21 protein-coding genes are annotated in these 20,283 nt (G+C 44.1%); 3 read left to right on the top strand and 18 right to left on the bottom strand.

Annotated elements, in window-relative coordinates:
- The 6 genes from T489_RS0104580 to T489_RS0104555 all read right to left on the bottom strand — a co-directional run.
- Positions 1-332: hypothetical protein (locus T489_RS0104580; RefSeq protein WP_031578874.1), on the bottom strand; the 332-nt coding region annotated here is incomplete at its 3' end.
- Positions 333-769: 437 nt separating this feature from the next.
- Complete coding sequence (locus T489_RS0104575; protein WP_031578873.1) at positions 770-2,335, bottom strand: recombinase family protein; 1,566 nt, start codon at positions 2,333-2,335, stop codon at positions 770-772.
- Between the two features lie 2 nt (positions 2,336-2,337).
- Positions 2,338-2,760, bottom strand: a complete 423-nt coding sequence (locus tag T489_RS0104570; protein WP_031578872.1) for a recombinase — start codon at positions 2,758-2,760, stop codon at positions 2,338-2,340.
- Positions 2,757-4,316, bottom strand: coding sequence for a recombinase family protein (locus T489_RS0104565; protein WP_031578871.1), 1,560 nt, complete (start codon positions 4,314-4,316; stop codon positions 2,757-2,759). Before T489_RS0104565 ends, T489_RS0104570 begins: the two co-directional genes overlap by 4 nt.
- Positions 4,317-4,327: 11 nt before the next feature.
- Positions 4,328-4,537, bottom strand: coding sequence for an SHOCT domain-containing protein (locus T489_RS0104560; protein ID WP_031578869.1), 210 nt, complete (start codon positions 4,535-4,537; stop codon positions 4,328-4,330).
- A gap of 92 nt (positions 4,538-4,629) precedes the next feature.
- Positions 4,630-4,842 carry an SHOCT domain-containing protein gene (locus T489_RS0104555; protein ID WP_031578868.1) on the bottom strand — a complete coding sequence of 71 codons (213 nt, stop codon included), beginning with the start codon at positions 4,840-4,842 and terminating at the stop codon, positions 4,630-4,632.
- 352 nt (positions 4,843-5,194) lie between these two features.
- On the opposite strand from T489_RS0104555, the gene T489_RS0104545 reads away from it, so the two are divergent.
- A complete protein-coding gene (locus T489_RS0104545; RefSeq protein WP_031578867.1) occupies positions 5,195-5,479 on the top strand; it encodes a hypothetical protein in 285 nt (94 codons plus the stop codon).
- Positions 5,480-5,498: 19 nt separating this feature from the next.
- Positions 5,499-5,723, top strand: coding sequence for a hypothetical protein (locus T489_RS0104540; RefSeq protein WP_031578866.1), 225 nt, complete (start codon positions 5,499-5,501; stop codon positions 5,721-5,723).
- Positions 5,724-5,959: 236 nt separating this feature from the next.
- On the opposite strand, the gene T489_RS13475 is transcribed toward T489_RS0104540, so the two are convergent.
- From T489_RS13475 to T489_RS0104530, 3 genes are all read right to left on the bottom strand, one after another.
- Positions 5,960-6,574, bottom strand: coding sequence for a DUF1016 domain-containing protein (locus T489_RS13475; RefSeq protein ID WP_051621781.1), 615 nt, complete (start codon positions 6,572-6,574; stop codon positions 5,960-5,962).
- Positions 6,575-6,589: 15 nt separating this feature from the next.
- Positions 6,590-6,925, bottom strand: a complete 336-nt coding sequence (locus T489_RS14130; RefSeq protein WP_051621780.1) for a DUF1016 N-terminal domain-containing protein — start codon at positions 6,923-6,925, stop codon at positions 6,590-6,592.
- Positions 6,926-7,063: 138 nt separating this feature from the next.
- Positions 7,064-7,930, bottom strand: a complete 867-nt coding sequence (locus T489_RS0104530) for a LysR substrate-binding domain-containing protein (protein WP_031578865.1) — start codon at positions 7,928-7,930, stop codon at positions 7,064-7,066.
- Positions 7,931-8,061: 131 nt separating this feature from the next.
- On the opposite strand from T489_RS0104530, the gene T489_RS0104525 reads away from it, so the two are divergent.
- Entirely contained in the window at positions 8,062-9,042 is a 981-nt protein-coding gene (locus T489_RS0104525) for a YeiH family protein (RefSeq protein WP_031578864.1), read from the top strand.
- Positions 9,043-9,241: 199 nt separating this feature from the next.
- Here T489_RS0104525 and T489_RS0104520 read toward each other — a convergent pair whose 3' ends face one another.
- From T489_RS0104520 to T489_RS0104480, 9 genes are all read right to left on the bottom strand, one after another.
- Entirely contained in the window at positions 9,242-9,781 is a 540-nt protein-coding gene (locus T489_RS0104520) for a peptidoglycan recognition protein family protein (protein ID WP_031578863.1), read from the bottom strand.
- Positions 9,771-10,196: a phage holin family protein gene (locus T489_RS0104515; RefSeq protein ID WP_031578862.1), complete on the bottom strand. Its 426-nt coding sequence runs from the start codon at positions 10,194-10,196 to the stop codon at positions 9,771-9,773. Before T489_RS0104515 ends, T489_RS0104520 begins: the two co-directional genes overlap by 11 nt.
- A 41-nt stretch (positions 10,197-10,237) precedes the next feature.
- Complete coding sequence (locus T489_RS0104510) at positions 10,238-11,071, bottom strand: glycosyltransferase (protein ID WP_031578861.1); 834 nt, start codon at positions 11,069-11,071, stop codon at positions 10,238-10,240.
- Positions 11,068-14,103, bottom strand: a complete 3,036-nt coding sequence (locus tag T489_RS0104505) for a host specificity factor TipJ family phage tail protein (protein ID WP_031578860.1) — start codon at positions 14,101-14,103, stop codon at positions 11,068-11,070. Before T489_RS0104505 ends, T489_RS0104510 begins: the two co-directional genes overlap by 4 nt.
- Positions 14,104-14,180: 77 nt before the next feature.
- Positions 14,181-14,606: an NlpC/P60 family protein gene (locus tag T489_RS0104500; RefSeq protein WP_051621779.1), complete on the bottom strand. Its 426-nt coding sequence runs from the start codon at positions 14,604-14,606 to the stop codon at positions 14,181-14,183.
- A complete protein-coding gene (locus tag T489_RS0104495) occupies positions 14,596-15,060 on the bottom strand; it encodes a DUF1833 family protein (protein ID WP_031578857.1) in 465 nt (154 codons plus the stop codon). The genes T489_RS0104500 and T489_RS0104495 overlap by 11 nt, the downstream gene beginning before the upstream one ends.
- Before the next feature lie 9 nt (positions 15,061-15,069).
- Positions 15,070-15,744: a hypothetical protein gene (locus tag T489_RS14125; protein WP_051621778.1), complete on the bottom strand. Its 675-nt coding sequence runs from the start codon at positions 15,742-15,744 to the stop codon at positions 15,070-15,072.
- A 2-nt stretch (positions 15,745-15,746) separates the two neighbouring features.
- A complete protein-coding gene (locus T489_RS0104485; protein ID WP_031578855.1) occupies positions 15,747-18,464 on the bottom strand; it encodes a hypothetical protein in 2,718 nt (905 codons plus the stop codon).
- A gap of 72 nt (positions 18,465-18,536) precedes the next feature.
- Positions 18,537-20,231: an AAA family ATPase gene (locus T489_RS0104480; RefSeq protein ID WP_031578853.1), complete on the bottom strand. Its 1,695-nt coding sequence runs from the start codon at positions 20,229-20,231 to the stop codon at positions 18,537-18,539.
- Between the last annotated feature and the right edge of the window lie 52 nt (positions 20,232-20,283).

Here is a 20,283-nt window from a genome sequence, read left to right as displayed (position 1 = left end):
AAGATAGAAATTAAAACGGCTTCTGTTACCGACGCTGCTAGTCTAAGGCTCAAATAACATATTTCTGCCAAAAAGCAAAAGAACCCACAGAAATCACCCGGTTTGAAACTTACACCAGACGAAATATACATATATGGAAAAATAAACCAAATAAGCCCACCTGCTAAAAATAGTACTAGAACTCTGAGAAACTGAGCTTTTTCATCATGAGGAATATCGTCATCATAATCATCATGGTCACCTTCTTTGCTTTCACATATTCCACCATTTACCTCGGAATTTTCCTCATCTGGCAAAGGTTCCGGTAATCCGCTTTTATTTTCTGATCCCATACAATTTCCTTTTTTATGACATCACAACGCTATCTGCAACCTACCCAAAAGCAAAACAGTATTCTCAACTATGCTGTATCTCATACCATTGATGTGTTCATACATACAGCATAAATCCTGTTTTACAGTCATGTTTAAAAAAGCACCACACCCCGCAAATCCTTTGATTTCAAGGGCTTTCAGAGGGGATCTATTTCTCCCTTGACAGTAAAACCACGGTCTCAACGTGCAACGACCAGTGCATAGCGGTGTCTAGGTTTGTAATGCGTTTATACAAAAAGGCAAAAAAGAACATATTAACCTATGCACAAGAAACATATTAACTTTTTATTTTCAAAACTCGTCTTTTCATATTGCAATTAATTTGAAAGCAAATCAAGAATGTAAGGCAGTATTAGAGACACAAAAAAGCCGGAACCAAGTCCGGCAGCCATAATCTAACCTTGAACCTCAACCTCCACCCCGGATTTGAACTCCACGGTGAAGTGATCATCATGGACGGTGATGCGCTCTATCAGCCGTCTGACTAGTGCTTCATCATATTCGACAATCTGGGTTTCCTGCTCATCAAGAAAGGCTTTAAGGTCTGAAATCTTCTGACGGGTTCCATCTTTTTCGGCATCATTGAGCTGCAACTGATATTTTCTTTCATGAAGTTCGGTGATCTCCTGACCGAGCTTATCGCAGTCCTGTCGCTGTTTTATTCTCTTGAGAAGATCCTTCTGCAATGCAGCAATCCTGGAATCAATCTCGGCTACCGCATCCGCATTGGTGGAACTGAGAGCCTTCTCAATATTGGTCTTCAGCTGAGACATATAAGTGTCCTGTTTGGCAAAGACCTCATTGATTGCCTTAACTGCAACGTTCTGAAGTTCCGATTCCTTTATGGTTCGGGAGTGGCATTCAACCTCCGAGTATTTCTGCTTGAGCCGTGAAAGGCATCGCCACACGATGCTCTTTCTGCCATGAATATTCCAGTGAGTTCGCTGATAAAAACCTCCGCAATGGCAGCAGGCAACAAGATTTGAAAGAGCAAACTTACCGCTGTACTGTCTGCGTTTTCCCGTTGTGGTTTTAAGCCTTGACCTTTTCTGCATTTCCTCCTGAACCCGCATAAAAAGTTCCTTCGGAATGATGGCTTCATGGTTATTTTCCACATAGTATTGCGGAACGATACCGCGATTTGCCACCCGCTTTTTAGTCAGAAAGTCTGTGGTGATCGTTTTCTGAAGAAGTGCATCACCCATGTACTTCTCATTTGTCAGGATAAGTTTAATGGAGGAATTCAGCCAATGGGAACTTCCCGCTGCAGTCCTGATGCCGTCAGCCTCGAGTCCCTTGCCAATACCGTAAAAGCTCTGCCCTTCCAGATATTCACGGAAGATGCGTTTCACCACCTCGGCTTCTTCCTTATTGATGATGAGGTTACCGTCCTCATCCTTGTCATATCCAAGGAACCGGGTATGGTTAACCAGCACCTTGCCCTGCTGGTAACGGTACTGCAGACCAAGGCGGACGTTCTGTGAAAGACTTTCACTTTCCTGCTGAGCAAGTGATGCCATGATGGTGAGCATAACCTCGCCCTTGGCATCGAGCGTGTTAATTCCTTCTTTTTCAAAATAAACGGCGATGTTCTTATCCTTGAGCTTTCTGATGTAGTTAAGGCAGTCAAGTGTATTACGGGCAAAACGACTTATTGACTTGGTTATCACCATATCAACCTTGCCCTTCATGCAATCATCTATAAGCCGGTTAAACTCCTCCCGCTTTTTGGTGTTGGTTCCGGAGATGCCGTCATCCGCATAAATTCCGGCACATTCCCATGACGGGTTCTTCTTGATGTATTCGGTGTAGTGCTCCACCTGTGCCTCATAGCTTGTTGCCTGTTCATCAGTATCAGTAGACACACGGCAGTAGGCTGCCACTCTGGTCTTTGGTACTTCGTCCTGAACAACCCTGCTGCCGATTCGTCTCTTGGCAGGGATCATTGTAATTGTTCCCATGTTTAAACCTTCCTCTCAATTAAACTGTAAATGTATTCAGCCTGTCTGAACGGATCTCTGAACTGCTTTAAGCCCTGTCTGAAGGAGAAGTGCTGCGGTGCAGTTCCGGGGGCTTTTTCTTTGCTCTGCCCTTCCTTCTTCCCGAGAACAGAGCATCTGCGTAATCGTTCCCTTTCAGCCGCATCAAAGGTGGTGCGATCAATGATCTCAGGGTAAAAATCATCTCCGGTGTAGCGGGCATTTCTCATAAGCATTTTTACCGATGAGGCATGCAGGTCTAACCCCACAGCCTTTGCCGCATCGATGTAACTCAGCCCGGAAAGATATCCTTTGTAAAGCAATCTGACTTTACCGGCATCCTTCTCATGAATTACCGCCCTGCCGTCCACAATCTTGTATCCGAAAAAAGTATTATTCAGTCTCATTCAATTGTCTCCTTAACCTTCATTCCGCATTTCAGATGAAATTCCAGCTCCGTTCTGGAACTCACAACCGCATGATCTACAAACCTTTCAAAAAGCCCGGCATCAAAGTCGGAGAGCATTTCGCTCTTGCCCGTGAATCTGATGATGTCTCTCAAGGACTCGGTCTTAGTCAGCTCACCGTTGATTTCAGATTTCAGTTGATCCCGTTCTGCTGTGAGTTTCTCAGTCTCAACCGTGATTTCATTACTCTCCCGGGTAAAGGTGGCGGGATCAAGATAACCTTTGGTCATAATGGAAGTGAGGTTACGTCTGCGTTCCTGCATTTCATTCAGGGTTCTTTCCACCACGTCAATTCTGCTGAGTCGTGACTTGTGAGATTGGGTAGTGAGGTTATCAAGAAGTGTCTGCAGCACCTCCTTTCTGCCGAAAATCAGCTTATTCATCATGGTGGTAAAGGCAGTCTCAAGAGCAGCCTCTCGAACATACTTCATTGAACACCGTCTCCCGTCCTTATGGTGGACTGAGCATACCCATGCCGGATATTTGAGCCTTCCGGTAATGTTGATCCTGCGTTTGAAGAATGCTCCGCATTCGCCGCAGATCAGCTTTCCACTAAAGGCATAGCGGTTCTGGTATTTTGAATTACCTTCAGACCTGTTCTTCTCCTGCTGTTCATGACTGATAACATTGCCGACAGCCTCGAAAACCTCCCTGCTGACAATGGCGTCATGGTGGTTTTCCTCATAGAATTGGTCTACTTCCCCATGATTCAGATGCCTTCTGAGACGGAAGTCCGTATAAGTTTTCTGATAAAGGCAGTCGCCCTTGTACCTCTCATTTCGCAGAATCCAGAGCACAGAGGCTGCAGTCCATGTGCCTTTTCTCTTGGCTGGAACCTTCTTCTCATTCAGCGTGGCAGCAATCTGACGTGCGCTCTTCCCCGTCAGAGCCTCATTGAAAATAAACCGCACCCATTCCGCCTCATCCTCTTTAATGACAAGTTCCCCATCAGCGAGAGTGTAGCCGTATGGCGCATAGCTGAATTTAAAGGAGCCATTCTCAAAGCGGTGCCGTACTCCCCACTTGCTGTTCTCGGAAATAGAAACTGACTCGCTCTCTGCCAGACTGCTCATTACTGAAAGAAACAGTTCTGTTTCCATCGAACCGGTATTGAGATTCTCCTTCTCGAAGTAAACCGGGATGTGAAGTTTCTGAAGTCTGCGTACCAGCTCAAGACAGTCTGTGGTGTTACGGGCAAATCTGCTCAGAGACTTGGTGACAATGAAATCAATCTTCCCGTTCTCGCAGTCCGTCATCATCTGCAGAAGTGCCGGACGCTTTTCCTTCTTGGTTCCGGAAATTCCCTCATCGTAATACAGTCCGGCAAACTCCCATTCAGGATTTGACGTGATGTATTCTTCGTAATGAGCCTTTTGAGCATCAAGGCTGACAAGCTGATCTGCCATGCTTGATGACACCCGGCAATATGCCGCAACCCGGAGTCTCTTCTTTGGCTGATGAGCGTTGGCTGGCTCGATAGTGATAACCTTCTTCATGTGCAGTCACCTTAAAGTATTGATGACAGAAAGGTCGGAAAAGTCCGTCTGTTTTCCTGCATGATTAACTGAAACTCATCACGGCTGATGAGTCCATGGCTGAGAAGTTTCCGGGTGAAAAGCTCCGCTCTCAGAAAGTTGAACTCCTGAAGAAGATCATCACTAGCGTGGTTACGCTCGAAGTGCAGTTCCGGATAACTGCTTATTTGTTTTATGTGCATAATTGCTCCTTAAAGTGATCAGTGTTTGCTTCTCGCAATCCGTTTTGTCGGTAACATATTTGCTCTGTGTTGGAACACTATCAACTCAATAATCAAAGGATTTGCGAGATAAATGTCGGGAAAGTGACCACGTTCTCTACCATGATCCTCCGGTACTCATCAGGCGTTATAAGTCCCTGATTGAGCATGGTTTTAGTGAAATGTTCAGCCCGCAGAAAATTGAATTCATGCTGCAGCTGCTCATGTGTGATCTGGCTGAGCGCGGTTGGCTTGGTAGTTGCGGATGTAACTTCGGTAACTTGCATTGCGGTTCTCCTGTAAAACTATTGCTCCTACCTACTAATGCCCAGAAGTAACCGGTTTTTACAAAAAAAATTTGTTCAACTGTTCTGTGAATAGAAACAGAGGAGATTTACAAAGAGGTGGAATGCTTGAGATTAGACATCAGTGGCTGATTTGAGCGGATTTATTTTTGGGAATGTGGGTGATTGGCTGTTTGGTGAGCAGGGGGAAGATGACATTGAATATGATGAAGTTCAAAAAATATGAATGTTTTATAGTCTGATCACAGATATAAGATCAAAGTAAGCCCAAAACTGGTCAAAAAAAAAACAATGGTAAACTTGTAAGAGGAGCGATCGATAAACGGAGGAGAATATGGAAAATATTGTTGAAGTGATCAGCGATGGTGTAAGGTACTTTTTTACAGCAAACGATGATTTAACGATTTCAAGATCAACGGATTGTCAGAACTGGGAAGTAATTGATTTTAGAGGTTTTATTGGCATGGAAGCAAATGAAATCGGCACATTGAGAACACCAGGAGAGTTAGTTTCTGTTTCTTTGAAAAACGAAAACAATCGTTTAATTATGATTACAAATTTTGGTAATTACGTTGCAGTAGGTGGCGATGTAATTGGTGATTCGTGGATTCCATGTTAATTGAGAGGTATAAGTAATTATGAAGAAATTAATTTTGATGGCTGTGTGTTTGGTTTTGGGGAATGTTTGTATAACTGTTCCTGCTATTGCAGATTGTAGTTGGGAGAGTGGTCAAGCTAGAAGAAATTGTGAAGAGCAAGAAGCTAGAACAGAGTACATGAAACAAGAATCAAAGTTGATGAGAGAAAGGGCAAAAATGCTTGAGAAATGCAACGGTTACAATCCGCCATCATATTGTAAATAATCTTTTAAGGTTTTATGAGTGCAAGTATGAACCGGGTTATATGCTTTTGGATCTTATCAAGTTCTGTTTCTTATGCAGGAGTAGATCCCCTTCGAGTATTAGAATCTGAAAATTCTTTTACAAACTTTATTGCTATAGCCGTAATAGTTCTGATAATTATATTCGGAGCGTTTGGTTCTAAATAATTGCGAAATATGAGAGAGGGAATGCTGATATAGTGTTCCCTCTTTATTTTGCTATTTTGGGGCAGATAACTCATTGGCCGATATTTCAGCTTCGATTTCCTCAATGGTAGGTAAACTTCCTTTGAATTTTTCTGGAATAAAGGTGGTTATGTCGTATTGGGAAATTCCCATAGGCTGGCTGCTGGCTTCAAGCGCATAACGAGCCTTGACGTTATCTTTTGATTTGCAGATTAACAGCCCCAGCGTAGGTCCATCATTTTCACTCTTCAGCTGATGGTTAACGGCAACCATATAAGTTCCGAGTTGCCCCATATCACCGGAATCAAATTCCTTCACTTTGATTTCAACGACCACATAGCAATGAAGTTTGATATTGTAGAACAACATGTCAATGAAGTTGTTTGTGTTTCCAATTTCAAGCTTATACTCACGCCCAACAAAGGCAAAGCCGTTACCAAGCTCAAGAAGAAATCTGGTAATGTTATCCATAAGAGCATCTTTCAGTTCTTTTTCGTCATAGCTCTCCCGGAGGGTAAGAAAATCGAAGGTGTACGGGTCTCTGGTAATAGCCTGAGCAAGATCGCTTTGAGGAGCAGGAAGAGTAAGATCAAAATTACTTACTGCTTTGCCCTGTCTTTCATAGAGGTCTGTATCCAGAAAGTTCATCAGTACAGCTCTAGATCAGTTGTTCTCGAGGGTTTTGTGTATGTAAAATAAGGCTTTATCACGGTTTCTATTGACCTTATTCATGATTTGAACAATATGCCCCCACGGGATCAAAAAGATTTCATCACATGAAACGCAGTCGGCTTTGGGATTAAAATCTAATTTTGCAACAACTTGTTGCAAAATTGGGAAAAGGCAGTAGAACTGATGCATGTACCGGAGATTTCGGGCGGAAAAAGACTTTACATCAGGCAGTTCTTTTCTCAGATCTTTACCAACCTGTTCGTAAAAATTGCTTCCCCAATGTAGAGTGACCCCCGAAGAGATCCTCACGGGCAATAGTTTTGTCATCTATACAGTCATAACCTTTCCGTTACTTTCGATGCAAGATTGTTCACTCCCCTTCTAAGGTACTGGAGCCGATAACCATTTAGTTGTCGGCTGCTTTCCTAGGTGGTCTTAATTCAGTTATTCTGTGAATTACCTAAACTATTTTCGATAGTTCAAACATATACTCATGAAATATTCAAGGACAGGAGTAATGAATTTGTTTTCATGATGGACGATATTAAACACTCTTTTAAAACTAATTTCAGGCACAGTGAATTCCATAAGAGTTCCCTCATTAAGATCCTTTTCGACTATTCGTCTAGATAGTGCTGACACTCCAAAACCAGCCTTCACCGCCTGTTTAATACTCTCAGAATTGTTGTATACACCTATAATATGAGGACAGATATTATGTTTATTCAATTCCCCTTCAAATAACGTTCTTGTACCACTGCCGAACTCACGTGTGATGAAATACAATTTCTCTAGGTCAGATAATTTTCTTATCTTTGGTGTTGAAGGAGCATCAACAAAAATCAGTTCATCGTCCATAAAAGGAATTCTTCGGAGAAATTCAGACTGAACTTTTCCTTCTATTAGTGCCACATCGAGTTCGTCCTTAAGAAGCAGTTCTTCAAGTATGGCAGTGTTGTGAATATTTGAGTATATAATCCTTCTAGGAAATTTACTTTTAAGCTCTGAGAGTAGCGGTATAAAAACACTCTCTCCAATACTTAGCGTAGCCCCAACTCGAAGCGGGCTCACATCAGAATAATCTCTTAGTGCAGATTCTGTCTGAGACATTAATCCTACTATATGTTTTACATAATGGAGCAATTTCTTTCCTGCGGGAGTAAGATAGAGTCTCTTACCAAGGCGTTCAAAAAGTTTTGTGTGATAGTGTTCTTCAAGTTCCTTAATCGCCTGACTTACTGTAGGCTGAGAAATAAATAAAGCTTCAGAAGCTTTTGTCATTCCTCCTGACTCATATACCTGCAGGAAAATCTTAAAGTGCCTAAAAGTCATCTCATCCCCTTATCATACATAGGCTTTTACCTATATATATCATAAAATCATAGTATTTAACAATGGGGAGTCCAAGATGTATGATCTAGCATACACATAAGGATAAATAAATTTTTCTGGAGTTTGGTGGTATGAAACATGATGTGATTAAAGGCGTTATTTTTGCTTTGATACTGGCTGTTCCTTCATATTATCTTGGGATTTCATTCCCTATTATTGGTGGTCCTGTTTTTGGAATTCTCATCGGGATGCTCTTTGCCTTATTACCACGATCTACTTCATTTGAGGCAGGAATAAGTTTTACAGGGAAAAAGATTCTGCAGTATTCCATAATTTTTCTTGGATTCGAAATGAACCTGTTTCATGTTATGAAGGTTGGATCTCAGTCATTATCCGTAATGTTATTTACGCTGATTACAGCCTTTGGTGTTGCATGGTGGATAGGAAAACTGCTTAAACTGAATACCATGATCTCTACTCTCATCGGTGCCGGTACTGCAATCTGCGGCGGTTCGGCAATAGCTGCTGTTGCACCGGTTATAGGAGCAAAAGACAGAGATATTACGTTGTCGATTTCAACAATTTTTCTTTTTAACGTAATTGCAGTCTTCATTTTTCCATTTCTTGGTCATGCTATAGGGATGTCTGATTTTGGCTTTGGCATGTGGTCAGGAACAGCAGTGAATGATACTTCTTCAGTTGTAGCCGTTGGATATTCATACAGTCCTGAGGCGGGGTATTTCGCCACTATTGTAAAACTTACCCGTGCACTCATGATTGTACCTGTATGTCTGTTATTCTCATTTATAACAACAAGAAGTCAGAATAATGGAGAAGATTTAAACTTTAGAAGAATCTTTCCTTGGTTTATTCTATGGTTTGTAGTTGCTAGTGTCATTAACACTGCTGGGATATTGCCAGAACAAGTATCAGCGATGTTAGGAAATATTGGTAAATTCGGAATTGTTCTTTCAATGTGTGCAATTGGATTGAACACTAAAATTTGGGATCTCCTACGGAATGGTGGCAGACCAATTGCACTTGGATTCTGTTGCTCGGTCGCCGTTGCGTGTATGTCTCTTGCTGTGCAGCACATAGAAGGTATTTTATGAATATATAATTCAGTTCTCCCTTTATTATGAAAGAGTTTAAGTAACCAAGAAAAATTTGAAGACCTTACGAGTACTTTAGAGTTTTCGTTATATGTGCTAGACGAATAGCATGTCTGCTTTTAAATTAGTAGGAAACAAATGCCTTTTGAAAATTGAATTATTTTTATAAGCCGACAGTCCCTTTCTGTCGGCTTTTTCCTTATTCCCCAAGTCGGCTATTTACTTCCTGAGCCAAATCGCCCAACTTCCCGAATAGCCAGTTTCCGGGACAGCTCTTTCGAGCAAACCAGCGATGAACCGTCAGCAACATCTCGTCAGATTTAACCTCATAGATTAAAGCCTTATCCCGATCAGCGATCCACAGCAGTCGTTTCTTTCCGTTCCTTCTACAGATATCAACGCACAGATCTACCATGGCGGCATACACCTCCGGCTTCATGGTGTAAGGCTCCGTCAGATCTGATGCGCACTCGATGGTAACTGCTCGCTGGTCGTTATCTCTTGATGATGAGCACCAGGAGCGGTTCTGCTCATCAACGCAAAGTCCAATTCTGCCATCAGCACCGATGGCATAGTTGCAGCTTGCCTGTCTGCTTCTGTCCTTAAAGCAGTCGCAGATTCGTTCGACACTAAGCTGACCGACAACAGCGTGAGGTGTAATGCGGTCAATGGTGTGAGTCCTTTTACCGGAATGGTTCGGACTCAATTTGGTGTAACTCACTAATGGACTATTTGCCATTTTCGTTCTCCTTATTTTCTGATTTATCGTGTAACTGGTTTAAGGCTTTTCTGACCACCATCGGTATCGGCAGACCGAGATGTGCAGCGTTCTCGAGAAGACTGATACCTTCGTTTGAAAGGTAAAAGAAAATCACAGCGGTTCTGAGGACACTTCCGGTCTGAAAGATTCTCGTGTCCAGAATGCTGGCAATGCCCACGAGCATGAAGACAACCACCTTACGGCAGATACCTTTAAACCCGATGGAGCTTGATAGGTTGTTATCGACTATCCCGCACATAACACCGCTGATGTAGTCGATAACCGTAAAGGCAATCAGGGCATAAAGCAGCCCGTCACAACCTCCGAGAAAGTAACCCAGCCATCCGCCAATTCCGGTAAATACTGCCTGGAGCATATTCCAAAGCTCTCTCATTTTGTTTCTCCCAATAAAAAAGGCGACTGTTAAGCCGCCCGTCATTTAACTCTGTTTACGTTACTTCGTACCCGTCCGATAAAGTCTCTGTCTAGATATCCTTCCACCCGTTCGCAGGCGGAGAGGTATTTCTTCCACCAGGCATAGGCTCGGAAATCAAGATAGATGAATTTATTCCATGGTTTCTCCATTGAGAGATAATGCACCATCAGAGGAGCCATTTCCTTGTATCCCGGATTGAACCAGATAGCATTGAACTCACCTGAAAGCTGATGCTTTTTCTTAAAGTGAAGATTCACAAAGTCCTGCTCCGGGCAGTACATGAAGTCTCCTTTTTCCTCAATCGTTTTGATGAACTTCTCATACAGTCCTTTGCAGTCAGCCTTGTAGCACATAAGACCGGTGTTGAAATACAGCGGAGTGTTCACGATTTCCTTAAGTTTCATCTGCTTCATCCACTTGTCCCGGTTTTCACGTTCGCTGACTCCGAAGATGCAGGATTCATGCTCTGCCGTAATCTCCTCAAGGAGAGGAACTGCCGAGCCGAGAAACAGAGTGTCCAAATCAAAGTTCAGGACACAGTCCGTTTCTGCAGAAACTTCCTCAAGAGCTTTAATCCTTTGTGCAATAGCAGGTACGGCACTGCGGTGAACCATCAGTCTGTTATCACCAACAGAGGCAAAAAGCTCATGCTTGGGAAAGGTAACGTAGCGTACCTCCACTAAGTTTTCAGGAACTACGGCAAGAACTCTACTGAGGTCTGTGCCTTTCTGAGCGTATATCACCAGCTCAATGCGGTTATATCTGAAAAAAGAACTGAGGGATACCACCGCCTGATTGATATATCCCTCATCAAGAACTACAAATGCTTTCATTGGTTTTTCTCCTTAATGTCATCTTTGAAAATGTCTTCCGAGTAGTTGATGAGACTTAATGAACAACGGTTATTGCTTTCCGGCTTAACGGCAGTAACCCAGCAGAGCTGCAGTTCACCGATGGCAAAAAGCGGATATTCGAGAGACTTGCCAAACTCACTGTCCCAATCGATGTCCGGGTAGGTATCGAGATAAAGTGTATGGCTGTCATTACGGTAAAAGGTATATTCACCATAGGAGCCATCCTTTCTTGAGATATACACTATACCTTCCCAGATATCTTCCGGTAGCTCTATGTCCGTGGTAACGGTCTGCCCGTTTATTCCGGTTATCCTGCCGGTGATGTTGGATAAGTTCTCATCCAGCATAAGTCCCACCAAATCGTTGAACTGACAGTTGAGTCCGTTGAGTTCGGTTTTGATGTCATAGGTTACTCTGGTATTTCTGAGATACCGCAGTCGCCTCATACCGAGTGCAATGGCATGCTCTCTGTCGGTTACGCCCCAGGCATCAAGTCTTTCCTGATTGTCGGATTCCGGATAATCAGTGATGCGTTTGTTTCCTTCCTCATCAATGTGACAGTACACCGTTTCAGTCTTATAGGTTTCCGGAGAGGTGAAATTAACCACCACCTCGTTCACGTCATCATCTTTTGGCAGAGAGTAAGTGATTACCGGACTTGAGGTCATATTGCTCTTCGTGAAAATCTGCACTGGCTGTGCTCCGGCATGAAGCCTCTTAACCGATAAGGTGTTGTCACGAACAACAGGAACCGCAAAGCCGCAGTTGAGCACATCGCGTAAACTTTCAAGTAACGTGCTGTCACTGTCGATGGAGCCGTTACACTCAAGTCCCTGAGACCGCCACAGTTCATCAAACTCCATCAGCGTATCGACATCAAGGATATTGCGGTATTTGGATTTCCGTACAATGTACTGAACCACCGGAGCAATATCCCTTGTCGGCGTCAGCGGCAGATTATCTGAATACCCCACAGCAGGAAGTTTTCTTGTCCAGTAAGTAGCGAGCTGATTTTCGGAAAGCTCGGATAAGGTTTCATTGCCTTTAAACCTGCAGATGAGCACGGTCATGTTGTCATACCGGTCAATGGTGCTGATGACGCTTTTAAGTCCGGTCCATTTGATTTCCTCGAGAGCACGGGTTGAGCCGTCCTCCTTTGAGGTTCTGAGAACCCTGAACTCATAGTTGTCTGCTGCATCAAGTTCAAGTCTGATGGTTTCGGCAAGCTGGTCGTTGGTACTGTTAGTCCATGATTTCTCAATCACCGTGTACTCATCATCCGAACCGGCTCTGCGGTACTCAATCTGAATGGTGATGGTGAGTTTCTCAAAATCACCGTCATCGTTAAGTTTTCCAAGTCCTGACGGCAGAGAAAAATCAAGTTCAAAGATGTTTGATACCGCACCATACGGACATGCCCGGTAAGGTCCAACGTAACCGCCGTCACTTGCCATTCCGCTCACGAGAGTGAATACTGTATGCTCCTGATTGATTCCGCTGGAAAAGAACCCTGGCCACTCTGCAATTTCACCATAGCTGTCATTGAGTCTTTTAACCATATAGACGCCATCTCTGAAACTCACGATTTCATAAAAGCCGTTATCGTCATACGGATAATCCGCAGGCATCGGCTGAAACACAGAGCCTGCCAGCCGATTTGCCGTATCGGTAATCTTTGTGTAGGGCTGAGACGGTTCTACTGTATCCGGGAAGGCAGGAACTGTTAAATCCGAACTGTCGAACTTCAGCGTAACATTGTCACCGTCAGCGGTTATCTCCAGGATTTCACAGAGCGCAGACACATCGTTGCTTTCCTCCTCGGTGACAGATTTTCCTCCGCTTGAGCCGGAAGGAATGGTGTCATATGAGACTGATGTTACTGCAGAAAGACTGATTCTTACGTAATCACCGTTTCTTACAATCACCTCGGTCTGTGTCTCCTCACCGGTTTCCTCATCAACACTGGTTTGAACTTCAGTCTGTCTTGCCCGGAGATAACTGAAATCCTGAATGAGTGAATCTTTTTTCACTGTGATGACAGTTATGCTCTCATCAGATACAGCAGAAACAATTTCTGTGCTTATTCTGCGGGTATTGGTAACTCCGGAAAGCTCAAAGATAGTTCCGTCTGCCCATTTCAAATCAAAGGTTTTTCTGATGCGGTGAACATCAGTCCCGCCACCGGAGCAGCCGCCATAACCGTGGGAAAAACTCTGATAGGAAAAACCACTGAAGGTCTTACCGCTGAACTCAAGATTTACACCGTCCTTTGAGGAAGTATCAATTTTTCCCTGACCGCTTTTAAGTGTATGGCCGCTCTGGGTGACCTCGGTGGAGGAATACCAGCAGTACCAGGATTTGTCCTCCGGTGAATTTTCAGCGGTAATCTTTACTCCCGGCTCAATGATGTGAGCCGCACATCCCTTGAGTTCACTGATGGGAGTTTCACCGATGTAGATGTCGGAATGGTCGGATTTGTAATCATAGTAGCCGATACCCTGACATAAAATCATGTCGCAGAACAGAGTATTGTTGCGGTAAAACACATGCTTATCGGCAAGATAGTCCGGATAGCGTTTGAAGAATCCGAAGTTCTCTGGAATGATTTCCATCAACTTTACTTTGTTGCCCTGAACATTCACGTCATAGATGGAGTTTCCCTGTTTGGAATCCTTCTGATTGTGTTTACCCAGTTTGTTCATGCTCACCATGGCATAAACGGCAGAGGCTACGGCTACCACCACGGAAATGATGGCGGCAATGGCTGTACCGGTTACTCCGGGTTCAATGACAAACTTTAAATGATCATCACGACTGATAAAGGTGTGCTGCCATTCAGTCTGTTCTACCTTTCTGCCGTTAACATAAAGCGACAGATATGGTTTTAATGTCGGATTGTATGAGGTGATCTGACTTTTCATAAGAGCCGGCAGACTGCCGCTGTATTCGGGCAGCTCCATCTGTTCGAGTACCCTGGACAGGTCTTCTCTGGTTACAATTTCAAGTTTCATGTTTTCTCCATATTTTTCGCCCCGTCAAATGTGAGTATGCAAGTCATGATGGTTAATTACTAAAACCCCCTATAGACTTATTTTTTTCTTCCTATAGAGACTTTTAGTAAATGAGGTTCATGACCTGCATCATTGATGGCATAACGGTAGAATCGGCAATCCACAAACTGCATCGATCTAATCTTTTCCACCCGGCAGTGTCGGTTAAGTCCGGTATGCAGCATCTCACCTCTGCTGAGATACACAGCTACATGGAAGATCTGACCGTGACGAAAAAAGGCGATCACATCGCCCTTTTCTGCCTCTATTTCCGGAACTTCCTTAAAACCGCCCCGCTCCGATTCCTTTTCATATCCGTCCCTGATGCTGAAATCCGTATAGTCATCAAGTTCAATGCCGAACTCCCGGCGGTAGAACTCGCAGACCAGTCCCCAGCAGTCAAGGAACGGGTACTTCCTGCCGTTCGGTGTGTGTCTGATGAGAAGATAATGGTTAAGCCACATACTTAAGTCCCGGTGCGTTAGAGGCGGTATAGCGGAGTCGCGGAAACTCAAGATTCAGCATGTCGCAGAAGGATGCGGTGAAGGTTGCCGATTCCCGGGTGATGCGTCCGCCGGTGATGGTGAGCGTCAGTTCAGAGAGCTTGTCGCGGTGTTCGTAATGCCACTGGGTAACGGTGATGTAGGTGGTTGTCTGAGTTTCGATAACCCGTTTCATGTACTCGTAGGCTTCACCGCTTACTCCATCAACTCCGAAGGATAAATCGGAAAAGCCGCTGTCAGACCTTTCCGGCATTGAAACCGTAAAGGCAGATTTTTCATAGGTGTCTCCCCAGAGCTGCATGTCTTCGTAACCCAGCACATAACGCAGAGTGCCGATAGCCTCATTGGTAATGGTGAGCGTAACAATCGGCAGTCTGCCACCGCTGGCATAGATTTCTTCAAGAGAATAAAGCATTTTCCGTCCTTAGTTAAACCATGAAAGGTATTCCACCTCTTCAGAATCCGGCTTGACTTTGATAATGCGGCCACACCAGTCATCGATTTCGTAGGAATAAAAACTCCAGGTGGAATTGCCGTTGTTATCGTTGAATTCCACATACCCGTCATACGGATATCCTTTGAGAAGATTCAGGTTAAAAACGTAATAGCCGAATCTATTCTTTTTGAGCTTAATCCCCGGCCACTCGTAATTGGTGTAATAAGCAACCCAGATATAGGCATAAAGCTCATCCCAGCCTTCCGGATCAATCCATACCTCGTCACCGCCAATTCCCGGTTCTACGTCAAGGCGGCACTGCACCGACCATAACGGACCATTGTTGTTAACGCAGTTAAGCGAGGCAGAGAGTTCGCCATTCTGTATTCTGCAGAGTGAATCAGTGCTGCCGTATTCATTCAGCACCGGCATGTAGAACCAGTCCTGACCGTAGTTGATGTCTTTTCGGTACCAAGCCATAAACTTCCGATACTCTTCATCAGAAAAAATGAAGGTAACAGAGAGTTCATGAGGAGTTCCGGTATTAACCAGTCTCTGTCTTACGTGACCATCCGCCATCTGGGTTCTGATGATGTTGGGTTTGATTTTGTAGTTAAAGCCTCTCTGCTGCGGAGGCGGCAGATAAGAAGGATAAAATTGCATGGTTATGCTCCCATTCGACTGAGATTGAAGGTGCTCTGCAGAGCGTTGCTCATTGAACCGCCGTGACGGATGTCGGCAATAAAAATATCTACGATTCTCTGTTCGTCATCACCGCGGGTTTCAACGGTTCCCGCCTTTTCTGAATTCTCGTAAAGGTTCACACATACATTGCAGCCGTTTCCCGAGCCTCCGTTAATGGCAGAACGGGCAAGTTCAGCGGTTTCCTTTCGGGAAGTCACGCTCATCGGTCCCTGAACAAGTTCCGGTCCGTATTCGCCCACAATACCCCATTCACCAGCTTTGAGCTGACCACCTTTATCATGCATGGAAACCGAGGTAAGCTGAGAAATGGCGGAGGATGTGGTAGCAACAGCGGAGGCGTAGTTGGCGAGTTTCTGCGGCCAGGTAACTGCTGTCGGATCATTTAAAGCCTTAATCCATGCCTGCACCGCATCCATGGTTGCACTTGCTACCGCAAAACTTTTCTGAACCGCAAATAAGGCCTTATAGGCACCGGATGATTCGTTCATATTGGCAGACAAATCATCAAAGGCATCTGAAATTGAAATGGTGGCATCAGCCATTTTCTCGTAAGGCTCCATCATTTTCTTCAAATCCTCGGACTGTTTTTTCTGTTTGGCCGCAGTCGATTCTGTGGTGTATTGTTCCATCAGAGCCGTATGCGCCTGCAGGTAGTTTTCCTCTGAAATCAGTCTGTCATTGTGGTACTGCTCCAGCATTTCGAGTTTCTTACCGTAGCTTTCCTGCAATCTGACAATCTCCTCATCCTCGGGATTGAGAGAATTCAGAAAATCCATGGCTGACTTTTCAATTTCAGCTTTCTGTTTCTGATAGTCCTGCTCAAGAATGAGCAGAGCGTTGTTCTTCTCGGTTTCAGAGATTATTGTGTTCTCTGCTATAACGGCATTTAACTCACTGATTTTCCTGGCATGTTCCCATTCGAGCTGTTCCAAATCACTCTTAGAGCGGAGGTCAAGTTCCAGAATCTGCTCGTAATAAGGCGTCCAGGTATCACGGACCTCGGCAGATTTGGAGAGAGCACCGCCGGAGCTTTTACCTTTGCCGGAGTCCTTATTTGCACCAATCTTTAAGCCTTCATCAGACTGAGTACCTTCGCCTACAGGCTTGTTCTGGTACTTTTCAGCGATGCGTTTACGCTCAGCGGCAATACGGTTCTGAGATTCGGTGATGTCCTTTTCGATTCCGGCAATTGTAGCCTTGTAGATTTTTGCAGTTTCCTCCGCCTCTCTTTTGGTTCGTTCCCGGGCAAAATCAAAGCCTTCCGAGAAGGTTCCTCCGGAAAGAGAAGTTCCGATACCTTCACCGATGGCATTGAGGTAGCCGACGGTGTTATCCCACAGTTCTCCGACTTTCTGACTGAGCTGCAAAAGACCAATCTGCGCGAACTGAAAAAAGTTTGAAAAAAAGAGTTTCCAACTCCCGGTACCGTCCTTCATCTCGACCCCGATAAGCTCAAGGGTATCGCTGAAAAAGTCCTTCACGCTATCCCATGCGGTGCGTATTCCCTCGAAAGTCTCACGTACCGTTTTTGCAAGATTGTGGAACCACTCAATCACCGCAGGGTCGTCCAACCACTCGGAAATGCCGTTCAGGGTGTTGGCCAGAAAGTCATTACCCATAATGATGAGTTCACCGAAACCGCCGTTTGACTGCATGAGTCTGGTGCAGAAAGTTCCCCAGGCATTATCAAGTCTTCCGGTAGCTGCAGATACAGTGTTGAGTTTAGCTTCCAGTACGCCGTCAAAATTGTTCTTTGCCAAATCAGAGAGATAGGAATCCAGAGCTTTGCTGTTCTTTTCAATTTCGGTGGTTGAGCCTTTGTAGGTAAGAGATATGGTGTCACCGTTGTCCTTTGCCGTAATGCCGAACTGCCTGAGTGCTTTGGTTGAGCCCTGCGAGAAAGCAATAACCGCATCAGTCAGAGTGTTGATGTCTCTGCCGGTTCCATGGGCGATGGTGGCATAGGTCTTAAGCTGTTCGTTTGAGTTGGTGAGTCCGTTGTTGCCTAAATCCACAAAGGCTTTAGCGAGTTTATCCGTAGCGGTTGCTGTCTCATCCTCAAGGCCGTTCAGACTCCAGAAGGTTTTCTGGGCGGTTTCCAGATCACCAACAAGGGGAGTAAGCCTGGCAGACATGTCCTCATATACACGAGAGGCCTCAAGTCCGGTGGAAATGATGCTCTTAAAACCATCAACAACTTCAGAGGCAAACTTGATGGCAAAACCCGTCATCAGCATTTTCCAGCCGCCGGCATTTTTCTGCAGAACTCCGGTCTGTGCGTCCACGGCCTTGGTTACCTTTTTGATTTCGGTTTCCTGCTCCTGCATGATTTTCTTCTGCTCGGCAAGAGTGGTGTTGGCGTCTTTCTGCTGGGTATTCTGAGTATTTAAGGCCTTGCTGATTTCCTTTGTTACCTTACTTTGCTGTGTGCCGAGGTCGGTAACAGTTTTGGTCTGCTCGTTGATGGAGTCGGTTACGGTCTTAACGCTGTCATCAAGTCCGTGAATTGCGGCATTGGTAGCCTCTGCCTGTTTTGCCGAGGCATCAAGGTTTGCACCCATGGCAGCAGCCGAGGAGGAAACAGCGTCCTTCATAGCAGTCATTTCCTCGGCAATTTTGGAGAGTGAATCCGAGAGAGCTGACGTGTCGGCTGAAAGCCTGATGGTGCTGTCGTTCATTTGAAATTCCTGAAAATAAAAAAAGGATCTCGGTTAGGAGATCCTTCATGGGAAATGGTTTTGGTTGTGAAATTAGTTATCCAGTTTTTCAATCAGGCACTGGTGATCCTTGGTCTTGGTGCTGAAATTTATTCCGACAAGTATGATATTTCTGTACTGTCCGGCGTAGCGTTTGAAATACTCTTTTTCCTTAATCTGCTTAATGGCTTCTTCGGCAGAGTCGTCATACTTAAACTCAATCAGAATAAGAGGCTGTCTCCTTGTTATCGGCTCATACACTAAATCAACACGACCCTTTCCTGCCTGATCTTCCCGGTGATAGCTGTAATCATCAAGAGTTGACCATAAAAGACCGGTCATCACACAATACGTAAGAGATTCCTCATCATTGTAGTCGAGCAGAGCTACAGCCGGAGAATTGTGAATATCCTGAATAATTGTGGCTACGGTTGTTCCGTCAAGTTCCTTGATAGCTTTGAGCAGGTTTTCTGAACGTCTGATGGTTTCCATTCGTTCATACCAGTTCTGCTCTCTGACAATATCCATCAGCACTGCTTTGATTTCGGCATTCGGAACATAGGCAACTTTACGATATTGATTTTTTGTTTCGGCACATCCAAGGTAACCGAGGCATACCAGAAGACTGAAGACATCATTTTTATCTTTTATGGTTACCATATCATTCTGGAAATTGGCACAGCTGAAAGTAACTTCATCACCTTCGATTAAATTGATGATGTCTTCCTTTATGCCGTCAAAATCCATATTGATCAAACGTACAAATTCCTCATTGGACGAAGTTCCGCTCCAGTAACTGATACATTCATTTCTAGTTACTGCCTTACACACTGAGTTAGGGTTGTAAATATCCACACCTTTGATTTTATAACCCTCGTACCATTCCTTTAAATCCTGATGTGTCACTTTACAGTTAGGTGATTTTACAATGTCTGCAACTTCATCCTCGGTAAACCCGAAGTATGTCGCATACTCACCAGGAGCAAGCATGTTATATTCGTCAAAACCGTTAAGCGCAGACTGAGAGTTGTATTTTTTGATAGGAAGAATACCGGTGAGATAAGCTAAGGCAAAGCAAGCTTTACCGCCATCAGATTTAAACAGATTTTTTAACAGTTTGATAAATTTCTTCTGCAAAACCTCGTCATCACGGTATTCACGATATACCAGATCCCATTCATCCATAATAAAAATGAATCTGGTATTTAAATCTTGGGTGATTGCAAGTAAAGTTTCCAGAAGTCCCATATTTCCAATTTGATGCTTTTCAAGACATTTTGAAAATTCATTACTCGATTTTAAATCTTTAATTACTGAATACTCGAAATAGTCAACCAGATCATTAACACCTTCGACTTTCTGTTTCTGACCTGAATAACCATCAAACAATCCGTCGATGGTATTCATATCAATGTAAATAACATCATATTTATTGAGATGTTCAGCATAGTTGTCTTTATCAGCAATATGCAGACCGTCAAATATTTTTGTGCCGATATACCCTTTGGAATAATAGGCTAAAAGCATATGGGCCGTTACGGTTTTTCCGAATCTGCGGGGACGGGTTACGGCAAAAAAACGTTTATCTGCATTGATCTTTGCAGACATCTTTTCTATAAAATCCGTTTTATCAACAAATATGTCTTTATCTTTGAAATTAACCAGTGTTTCAAAGCTGTTTTCCATGGTCGGATTCAGAATACTTCCCATGACTTTAACCTCCCCGAACTCAACATCATCGGCTGTCATTTTATCACAGCACTGAATTTTTATCCGTGATACAGGACGGAACTTCCTGTGA

It is taken from the genome of Ruminobacter sp. RM87 (assembly GCF_000701925.1).
Classification (GTDB): Bacteria; Pseudomonadota; Gammaproteobacteria; order Enterobacterales; family Succinivibrionaceae; genus Ruminobacter; species Ruminobacter amylophilus.
This window is presented reverse-complemented; position numbering and strand designations above follow the sequence as displayed.

What these genes read in the sequence shown, in the direction of transcription:
- T489_RS0104575 (WP_031578873.1), bottom strand. Translation starts at nt 2,335, where the DNA reads ATGGGAACAATTACAATGATCCCTGCCAAGAGACGAATCGGCAGCAGG.
- T489_RS0104570 (WP_031578872.1), bottom strand. Translation starts at nt 2,760, where the DNA reads ATGAGACTGAATAATACTTTTTTCGGATACAAGATTGTGGACGGCAGG.
- T489_RS0104565 (WP_031578871.1), bottom strand. Translation starts at nt 4,316, where the DNA reads ATGAAGAAGGTTATCACTATCGAGCCAGCCAACGCTCATCAGCCAAAG.
- T489_RS0104560 (WP_031578869.1), bottom strand. Translation starts at nt 4,537, where the DNA reads ATGCACATAAAACAAATAAGCAGTTATCCGGAACTGCACTTCGAGCGT.
- T489_RS0104555 (WP_031578868.1), bottom strand. Translation starts at nt 4,842, where the DNA reads ATGCAAGTTACCGAAGTTACATCCGCAACTACCAAGCCAACCGCGCTC.
- T489_RS0104545 (WP_031578867.1), top strand. Translation starts at nt 5,195, where the DNA reads ATGGAAAATATTGTTGAAGTGATCAGCGATGGTGTAAGGTACTTTTTT.
- T489_RS0104540 (WP_031578866.1), top strand. Translation starts at nt 5,499, where the DNA reads ATGAAGAAATTAATTTTGATGGCTGTGTGTTTGGTTTTGGGGAATGTT.
- T489_RS13475 (WP_051621781.1), bottom strand. Translation starts at nt 6,574, where the DNA reads ATGAACTTTCTGGATACAGACCTCTATGAAAGACAGGGCAAAGCAGTA.
- T489_RS14130 (WP_051621780.1), bottom strand. Translation starts at nt 6,925, where the DNA reads ATGACAAAACTATTGCCCGTGAGGATCTCTTCGGGGGTCACTCTACAT.
- T489_RS0104530 (WP_031578865.1), bottom strand. Translation starts at nt 7,930, where the DNA reads ATGACTTTTAGGCACTTTAAGATTTTCCTGCAGGTATATGAGTCAGGA.
- T489_RS0104525 (WP_031578864.1), top strand. Translation starts at nt 8,062, where the DNA reads ATGAAACATGATGTGATTAAAGGCGTTATTTTTGCTTTGATACTGGCT.
- T489_RS0104520 (WP_031578863.1), bottom strand. Translation starts at nt 9,781, where the DNA reads ATGGCAAATAGTCCATTAGTGAGTTACACCAAATTGAGTCCGAACCAT.
- T489_RS0104515 (WP_031578862.1), bottom strand. Translation starts at nt 10,196, where the DNA reads ATGAGAGAGCTTTGGAATATGCTCCAGGCAGTATTTACCGGAATTGGC.
- T489_RS0104510 (WP_031578861.1), bottom strand. Translation starts at nt 11,071, where the DNA reads ATGAAAGCATTTGTAGTTCTTGATGAGGGATATATCAATCAGGCGGTG.
- T489_RS0104505 (WP_031578860.1), bottom strand. Translation starts at nt 14,103, where the DNA reads ATGAAACTTGAAATTGTAACCAGAGAAGACCTGTCCAGGGTACTCGAA.
- T489_RS0104500 (WP_051621779.1), bottom strand. Translation starts at nt 14,606, where the DNA reads ATGTGGCTTAACCATTATCTTCTCATCAGACACACACCGAACGGCAGG.
- T489_RS0104495 (WP_031578857.1), bottom strand. Translation starts at nt 15,060, where the DNA reads ATGCTTTATTCTCTTGAAGAAATCTATGCCAGCGGTGGCAGACTGCCG.
- T489_RS14125 (WP_051621778.1), bottom strand. Translation starts at nt 15,744, where the DNA reads ATGCAATTTTATCCTTCTTATCTGCCGCCTCCGCAGCAGAGAGGCTTT.
- T489_RS0104485 (WP_031578855.1), bottom strand. Translation starts at nt 18,464, where the DNA reads ATGAACGACAGCACCATCAGGCTTTCAGCCGACACGTCAGCTCTCTCG.
- T489_RS0104480 (WP_031578853.1), bottom strand. Translation starts at nt 20,231, where the DNA reads ATGACAGCCGATGATGTTGAGTTCGGGGAGGTTAAAGTCATGGGAAGT.